The organism is Enterococcus lactis, from assembly GCF_015751045.1.
Classification (GTDB): Bacteria; Bacillota; Bacilli; order Lactobacillales; family Enterococcaceae; genus Enterococcus_B; species Enterococcus_B lactis.
In genome coordinates this window covers 181973-190022 of the sequence record NZ_BNJW01000003.1, presented here as the reverse complement: position 1 = coordinate 190022, position 8050 = coordinate 181973, and the positions used below count along the sequence as shown (strand labels likewise).

The window sequence follows — 8050 nt, the reverse complement described above, 5'->3', positions numbered from 1 at the left end:
AAATAAGACTCTATTATTACAAGTTCATCCGTTGTAAGATGGGTATAGGTCATTTGTACTCACTCCTTATAATTCTTTGGTCGGAACTATTTTGAGTGTAGCACAAATGACTTTTTTAGTTGTCTAGCTTAATTTTACAATCGGCGTACTTAATAAAAAAGGAAGAATATTCATGTAAACGATTTTATTGTTTTTTTCTCTTTTATACAAAAAGGGTCATAATTTCAAGTAAGCGGATGAATTCATGAGGATTTTTTGCATACTGTCTCTACTATACTTAGGTCACTAAGAAAAAGGAGTGATTTATTATGAAAAAGAACATGATTGGGACATTATTACTTTCAACACTTCTTCTAGGCGGCTTGGCAACACCAGCTTTTGCTGAGGGTCAAGCGACTTCAAAAGGAGATATTACCTTTACTGAACCAACAAATACCGTTGAGCCTCTTAACCCTACTGATCCTTCAAAACCAGTAGAGCCAGCAGATCCGGAAAATCCAGCAACTGGCCAGACAGGTTCTTTAACATTGGATGTAGTTCCTGAATTGCCATTTGGTACACACGAGATTGAAAGCGGAACAAAAACGTATCAAGTAGACGCTTCAAAAAACGATACACCTTATCTCCAAGTATCAGATCGTCGAGGTGTAGGTGCAGATGGCCAAGCACAAGGGTGGAACGTGACAGTTTCGGTTTCAGATTTTGTAAACGGTTCACAAGTTTTGCAAGGCGCTGAATTAGATTTTAGAACATCCACTGTTAAAAGTACGTCAGATAACGAATCCACTGGACCAACTAGTCAAACTGTAACTGGGTTGAGTAAAGCAAGTGCAGCGACACCAATATTTACAGCAGCAAAAGATCAAGGTCTGGGAACATGGCTTTCTGTTTATGATCCAGCAAATATCACACTGAAAGTGCCGAAAGCAGCAGCTGGAACATTCACGGCTGATTTGACTTGGAACCTCGTGGCTGGCCCAGTAGCATAGAGTATGAAATAAATTCAACAAACTGCGGTGAAAATACTATAGGTGAAGGATTTTTTACCGCAGTTGTTGTTGAAAGGATGTGGTGGACAATGAATCAAAGTAAACGACTGTTTGTTTCGTTTTTTTCTATTTTAAGTCTATTTTTCATTTTTCCGTCAATCAGCCAAGCAAAGGATTCAGCAGGAGACTTTGGAATCAAACCGGTATTTCCAGAGAACCAAATAGATAAAGCAATCGGTTATTTTGATTTATTAGTGGCACCGGAACAAAATCAGACACTAGAAGTAATTATCAGCAATTCTTCAGATGAAGAACGAACATTTGAGGTCTCTGTCAATCCGGCGGTAACGAGTGATGGTGGAACGATCGATTATAGTCAAAAAAAACCAACGTTAGATGAGACATTGCCGTTTGATGTCCGTGACGTTTTGCTCATTGCGAAAAAGGAAATCAATGTATCAGCACATGCAGAAACAACTATACCTATAGAAGTGAAAATCCCAGCAAAAAGCTTTAAGGGACGTGTATTAGCGGGTATTCATGTTTCACCTAAAGAAGAAGCTGAAACAGAAAATGCTACAGAAGGAGCACAAATCAAAAATCGTATTGCTTATAATCTCGCAGTCGTTTTACAAGAAAGTCAAGAGACGATAGAACCGGATCTGAAACTTTTATCAGGAGATTTGGACGAGGTCAACGCAAAGCCAACTGTTCAGCTTCGTTTCCAAAATACTCAGCCTAGGATTATCAGCAATTTGATATTTACGAGCAAGATCTTTTATGAAAATCAGCTTTATATTGAAAATACGTCTAATGAATTTTTAGTTGCACCAAATTCGAATTTTCACTTGAATCTTGATTTAGCTGGTGATAAAGCAAAAGCCGGCGATTACCGCGCAGAAATCATAGCAAAATCAGGCGACAGTAATGAATGGTGATTTACACAAAACTTTACGATCAAAAAAGAAAAAGCACAAAAAGTAAATGAAAATTCCGTTTTTGCAGTACAAGAACAATCTTTCCCATGGCTTTATGCAGGATTGGTTGCTGCAGTTCTAGTGTTATGGTTGATTTTGCTGTTTTTGTGGGTCCACAAGAAAAAGAAAAAAGGAGAAACAACATGATGAGGTGATTTCGTTGAAAACATCGATCTTATTGGGAGGGATTATTGCAAGTTTGCTGTTCTTCAGCTGGCAAGAGCCAGTCCAAGCAGATACCAAAAGTTCAGGTACGATTACATTTTATGATCTAAGTCCAGTTCCGCATCCAAGTGGTTCAGTCAATGGCGCATCAAAACAGCAGACACAGCTACCGATTTATAAAGAATCTAATCAACATGGCGTATTCCCGGAGACGAATGAAGAAAAGATCCGTTTTCTTTATTTGATCATTGGTATAGAATTATGGCTTCTTGCGTGGTTGTTGTTTTGGAGAAGAAAGGAAAAGGAGGATGAACATGTTGCTACAAAATAAATTTTCATTTTTTCGCTCCTTCTTTTTTACTTCGCTTTTTGTTTTAAGTATATTTATCTTTTCACCTTCGGCAGAAGCTGTTGGAGCAACGCCTCCTGCCATTTCTTATGATCCATACACGTATGAAAATATCGTACCTCCAAATGGTGGACGTAGTGCAGTCAATGGCGGGAAGCTTGTCCAACTAACTGGGGCTAACCAATTGCCTAAATTGACTGCTACTTATTTGAACGATGGTTCAAATGATTCTTGGAAAGGTGGCACGGTCCGTTTTCATTGGGAAAGCCATGTGAAACTAACAAATGTACTTGATTTGGTGAATATCACTGCACAAGGATTTGCATTTGTGGCGATCATCAATTTGCCGGAACATGTATCAAGCAGTGATGTATTAAAAGCAATTGACTGGAACAACGCCTACTTGTATATTGCCGGTGCCCCCATCAAGGTTACTAGCGGAAGTTTATTATCAGCAGGAAGCCATACCTTGCGTTTTGGGATGGGGTAGTGGGATACAAATACTCTATTGGCAGATATTATTGCTATTATTACGCGAGGAGAATTCAACGTGGACGATATCCCGCTTCAATTTGATGTTACAGCTAATGTCGCGAAGATGACAGAAAACGGAGATAAATATGATACGAGTCCAAACAAAATTTTGACCAAGGGTAAATTACAACCTTCTATGTCTAAAAAGGCCGTTTTTTCTGTTGATTTTTATGATTCGAATAATATTATCCAAGATCGTATGTTCAATTCGATTTTAGCTCCAGCTGCAGGTAGATTTTATCCTAAATTAACTGGCGGAAACTTGAATCCAGGAGCATATGCATTTTCTGCAAGTGCAGAGATAAATACGTGGAATAGTTACATCTCAACAAGTGATTCAACAGGAAAATATAATACATTTGCTGATACCACAGAATACGTGGATGGAAATAACCAGAACCTTCCAGGCTCTACCAATAGTCGGACATTGACGATGGGGCTGACTGAAGGACGTTTTGATCAGTTGCCATTTAGTCGCTTTGATCGCGTAGTCAACTATTTTACAGGAAAAAACGTTACACAAGGAGCAATACTGACTCATACTCCAGCAAGCACAAGTGGATTGAATCAGACAGCCAATATCGTGTACAGTGGGAAAGATGCGCAAGGCGGATTGCTTTCTCCTGTTGCTTTAAAGGTATTGGAGCAGTACAAGCTAGACGGAACGGTTTTACCAACAAACTTAACAGCCGATAGTCAGTGGGGAAAGCTCCTTTCTTCTGCATCGTACCAAGTCACGGCCAATTGGTCAGCAACTGAACTAAAAAAGGGTTCGATCCATTACAGGCTTTATTCGAAAGGAACCCAAAAATTAGCGACAGGATGGACAGATCAACTTTTCCAAACGATCCAATCAAATAACGGGGGTGTAAATACAGCTACTTCTACACTACCTGCATTGGCTTCAGGGCAATATTATTTTGATTATCGCTTGGTGGACGATGTACTTACTAACATGTATCCGTCTTTTGCGTACAAATGGCAGTCTGAACAAGCTAGAATCACCACTCTTCCTCAAATAACAGTGGCTAATTTTCCATCTGTGAGTGCAGATAGTCAGCTAAAAAACCTTAGCAGACAACCTGAGACAGGAGATCCCCTGTCTGCTCTATCAGGAGATACGATTCAAGAAAATGTGAACTTCACGTTAACAAAATCTGGGGATGCGATAACCGACAAAAAAATCACGATCTCACTTCCTGAAAATACTACTTATATCAATGGTTCCTTAAAATTAAATGGTACAACTATCGCAGATACCGGCATTCAACAAGGAGTATCTGTCCCAGCAGATTTATTGAGCAAAGTCGGCGATACCATTCATCTTACTTACAACTATCAATTAAATACTGTAGATACTTCTGTACAATCCGTCAGCATACTGACAAAGGCAGCTGTACTTTCCAGCAATATTACATTAGCAGATGGTGCTAAGCTTCCTAACCCAGTTGTCCAAACATCTGCTAAAACAATTCTTGTCCCCAAACAAGAATTAACATTAGTTAATGTACCAGATGATTTTACATTTGGTAACGATCTCCCCAAACCGTTGAAGACAAGTTATTATGAAGCAAAAGGCGATTTTTCTTTTGATGTGCGGGATACTCGGCTTCCAAGCACGTCTCCTTGGCAACTGACAGGGACATTGACTTCTTTATTTAAGAATGATCAAGGTCAAGAATTAAGCGGAACAAAATTATACTTCAATCATTCTGGATCAAAACAATTGATTCAGCAAGGTCAAAACACGTTGATTTATGAGAGTGATGGAACAGCTAAAGGAGAGGTTCTCGTTGACTTTCCCGATACCGATGGTTTACTCTTAGAGGTAAATAGCAGTACGAATGCTCAACCTGGCGCAACGTATCAAGGCATGGTCACATGGGAACTGACAGCTGGGCCAACCAGCTAAGTGATTAGAATTTGTATGGATCTGTGATAACTGTCACAGATCCTCTTTTTCAAGGATGAGAAGGAAACTTCTGCTGTTAAAATCAGAAATGCTTGGAGGAGTGGACTTGGAACTTTTCAGTTTGCTTGAAAAAAATGAACAACGGCAAATCAAACTTTTCCAACTTTTATTAGAGGAAAAAGGAGAGATTTCCGTTAATAACGTACTTACCCGCTTATCAGTTGATCGGGCTACCTTGAAAGAAGATCTGTTTTATTTACAAGCTAACTTGGAAAATATCAAACAATTGGAAATTGTTATCCAAGAAGGGAATATTTTATTAATCAGACATGGAAATATAGCAGCAGTCGATGTTTATTATCATTGCTACTTGCGCTATTCTACAAAATATCAGATACTTCTTTATCTGTTGGAAAATGGCTCATTTGATCGGCAGAAACTTGTCATGGAACTTAATATCAGTTCGGCTACTTTGTCTCGCAGAGTGAAGGAATTAAATGATTCTTTAAATGAGTTTCATCTGAAAATAAAAAGCGGGCGGCTGACCGGTCCAGAAAGTCAAATTTGTTATTTTTATTTCCAATTATTTTGGTTTGGACGTCCTTATCTTGAAAACAAAAAAGAATACAGTGATTTATCAGGAAACACTTTTTTAGATCTGCTGCAAAAAGAGTTTAGTTTTGCTATTACAGAAGAAGGACGATTGAAATTTGAAATATGGCTTTCCATTATGAAGAAGCGAATGCGCTGTACGAAAAAATCCAAACCAGATTATAGCAATCTTCCTGTTGGATTGTTTCAAACGACACAATTTTTATTGGACCTCCATACATTTTTGACCCGTTACTTCTTTCAATATGCCTTTCCTTGGAATCAAAATGAAACGTTGGTTTTTTATCTTTTCATGATCAGTAACTTTACATTAGATACACATAACTCGCATGTCCAGGAGTTTTTGATAAGCGAAAAATACAAAGACGACGTAGTAGCTCAATTGAATCGAACGTTTAAACAATCGATAGAAGAATATTTCTCTTTTTATGTTTTTCCAGAAGAGATTTCGCAAAAGATTGCGTTGACAGTGATGCAAAATCACGCTCATTTTGCCTATTTTAGAGGATGGATGAATATTTTTGGCCAAGAAGGATTAAAACAGCGGTTAACTGAAGTAGAAGATAAACAATTCCTGGTTTTATGTGAAAGATTGGTCAGACAAACATTTGCTATTGTTGATTTTACTGAAGTAGACGAGGAAAATGCCCGCTTTGAATTATTTGCTCGCTATGCATCTATTTTGCGGACGCTGATCAAGCAGTTAGAATTACGTCTGCAAATTGCTTATGATCTTCCTTATGAAAGGCTAATGGCGGATATCGTGAAAGAAATCATCCAGGAACAATTGCTGAATACGATCAAATATGATTTAGTCGAATACGAGAAAGAAAAGCAGTATGATATCATTTTGACTAGCCAATTGAAAGAGTACCCGTCACAGAAGTCCGCTAAAGTTTTTGTATTCACTAGCAACGAATATAATTATGATTTCCCCTATTTGAACCAATTTTTAAAAGAATGTTATTTAGAAAAATTGAATTTAAGGATGAATAAAACATGAAAATCGTGATCATTGGTGCTTCCCATGCAGGCATCACAGCTGCCCTAAATCTAAGAAAACTTCAACCGAAAGCAGAAGTTTTACTGATCGATGAAGATCATAAAGATGGACTAGGCTATGTTTCAAATGGAATCAACCTTTATTTAAAAGGAAAGATACGTAGTTTAGCTGAAGTTGCCCATAACATGCGGACTCTTCAAGAAAGTGGGGCAAAACTGATCACCGAATGGAGAGTAACTGAACTTGATCCAGACAAACATCAGCTCATCCTCGCATCCAAAGAAGGAAAAAACGAGACCATAACCTATGATAAATTAATCGTAGCAACAGGTTCCTCTCCTGTCACCTTGTATAAACAAATTGAAGCTGAAAATGTCTACACCTATAAAAATCTAGTGCAATCTAAACAAGTACTTGCCGCTTTAAAAGAAGCAAAAGAAGTAGTGATCTTCGGTGCTGGTTATATTGGATTGGAATTAGCAGATGCTTTGAGAAATAAAGGATACATTATTCATCTAGTTGATTATATGCCGAATGTTTTATCAAGATATTTCGATAAGGATATGATCAACAGTTTTCAAAATCAGCTGCAAACTAAGCAAATCAATTTTTATCCAAATGAATTCTTGATCGATTGGAAAAAATCAGAAGAGAAAGTAGTATCCGTACAACTTCTATCTCAAGCAATAAAGGCAGATATGGTCATTTTTTCTGCCCAAACTCGTCCTAATACGACATTGTTAAAAGAAAAAGTGGCTTTGTATGAGGATGAGACTGTGATAGTCAATGAATATCTACAGACAAGTGATCCGGACATCTATGCGATTGGAGATATCGTCCCAGTCAGTTTTGACAAAAATAAACGGCATCTCTTTTTACCTTTAGTTACTCGAGCTGTACATATGGCAAGAGCAGTAGCGCTAACTTTGAGTGGTCAGCCAACCGCTTACGACCTCAGACAAAAGATAACAGCAGCAGTCATTATAGACTACTTTTTAGGAACTGTAGGGCTGACAGAAGATGAAGCGCCATTCTTGGAACAAAATACCGGTTCGTGTTCAGGAGAATTTGATCTATTTCCACAATACGATGAAGAAAACAAAACAGTAAATGCAAAGCTGATCTACCATCCGGATACATTAGAAATAATTGGCGGACAGCTGATAAGCCAAGAATTCTTATTATCAGATTTGAACCTGCTTGCGGATATCGTGAAACACAAAACTACGATTCCACAGCTAGCAGTTGAGGATTTTGGATTTCTGTCTGAATACACCTCTCGTTTTCACTACCTCAATGAGTTAGCTTTTAAAGTACTAGCTAAGAGAGCAAATAGCAATAGAGTAGATAAAAGACTGTGAGAAATATCACGGTCTTTTATTGTGTGGGGATATAATAAATATTAATCAATCGAGAATAAAAAATTCATATAATGAAATAGCGGAAGAATTTTTTGAGCATAATATTCGCCAAAAATTTATCAAGTGATAAAATTGTTGTATAAAATGA

General features: G+C 37.8%; 6 protein-coding genes and 1 pseudogene. All 7 read left to right on the top strand.

The window, feature by feature from the left end:
- The first annotated feature begins 308 nt into the window (after window positions 1–308).
- The 7 genes and pseudogenes from KFO35_RS02855 to KFO35_RS02830 all read left to right on the top strand — a co-directional run bounded on the left by KFO35_RS02855 (window position 309) and on the right by KFO35_RS02830 (window position 7902).
- The gene (locus tag KFO35_RS02855; RefSeq protein WP_070704530.1) at window positions 309–989 is read left to right on the top strand and encodes a WxL domain-containing protein; all 681 of its coding nucleotides are present in this window, start codon (window positions 309–311) and stop codon (window positions 987–989) included.
- 89 nt (window positions 990–1078) lie between these two features.
- Window positions 1079–2113 (top strand): annotated as a pseudogene (locus KFO35_RS02850) (WxLIP family cell surface protein).
- 13 nt (window positions 2114–2126) lie between these two features.
- Complete coding sequence (locus tag KFO35_RS02845; protein ID WP_070704556.1) at window positions 2127–2462, top strand: EF2685/EF0750 family sortase-dependent surface protein; 336 nt, start codon at window positions 2127–2129, stop codon at window positions 2460–2462.
- The gene (locus tag KFO35_RS14100; protein ID WP_070704526.1) at window positions 2446–2970 is read left to right on the top strand and encodes a hypothetical protein; all 525 of its coding nucleotides are present in this window, start codon (window positions 2446–2448) and stop codon (window positions 2968–2970) included. Before KFO35_RS02845 ends, KFO35_RS14100 begins: the two co-directional genes overlap by 17 nt.
- A 180-nt stretch (window positions 2971–3150) precedes the next feature.
- Window positions 3151–4926 carry a hypothetical protein gene (locus KFO35_RS02840; protein WP_227326358.1) on the top strand — a complete coding sequence of 592 codons (1776 nt, stop codon included), beginning with the start codon at window positions 3151–3153 and terminating at the stop codon, window positions 4924–4926.
- 55 nt (window positions 4927–4981) lie between these two features.
- Window positions 4982–6541 carry an AcpB/EbpR/MafR family transcriptional regulator gene (locus KFO35_RS02835; RefSeq protein WP_070704523.1) on the top strand — a complete coding sequence of 520 codons (1560 nt, stop codon included), beginning with the start codon at window positions 4982–4984 and terminating at the stop codon, window positions 6539–6541.
- The gene (locus KFO35_RS02830) at window positions 6538–7902 is read left to right on the top strand and encodes an NAD(P)/FAD-dependent oxidoreductase (protein ID WP_070704520.1); all 1365 of its coding nucleotides are present in this window, start codon (window positions 6538–6540) and stop codon (window positions 7900–7902) included. Before KFO35_RS02835 ends, KFO35_RS02830 begins: the two co-directional genes overlap by 4 nt.
- Window positions 7903–8050: the final 148 nt, after the last annotated feature.

Coding starts and splice junctions, on each gene's coding strand:
- KFO35_RS02855 (WP_070704530.1), top strand. CDS start 309: ATGAAAAAGAACATGATTGGGACATTATTACTTTCAACACTTCTTCTA.
- KFO35_RS14100 (WP_070704526.1), top strand. CDS start 2,446: ATGTTGCTACAAAATAAATTTTCATTTTTTCGCTCCTTCTTTTTTACT.
- KFO35_RS02840 (WP_227326358.1), top strand. CDS start 3,151: ATGTCTAAAAAGGCCGTTTTTTCTGTTGATTTTTATGATTCGAATAAT.
- KFO35_RS02835 (WP_070704523.1), top strand. CDS start 4,982: ATGAGAAGGAAACTTCTGCTGTTAAAATCAGAAATGCTTGGAGGAGTG.
- KFO35_RS02830 (WP_070704520.1), top strand. CDS start 6,538: ATGAAAATCGTGATCATTGGTGCTTCCCATGCAGGCATCACAGCTGCC.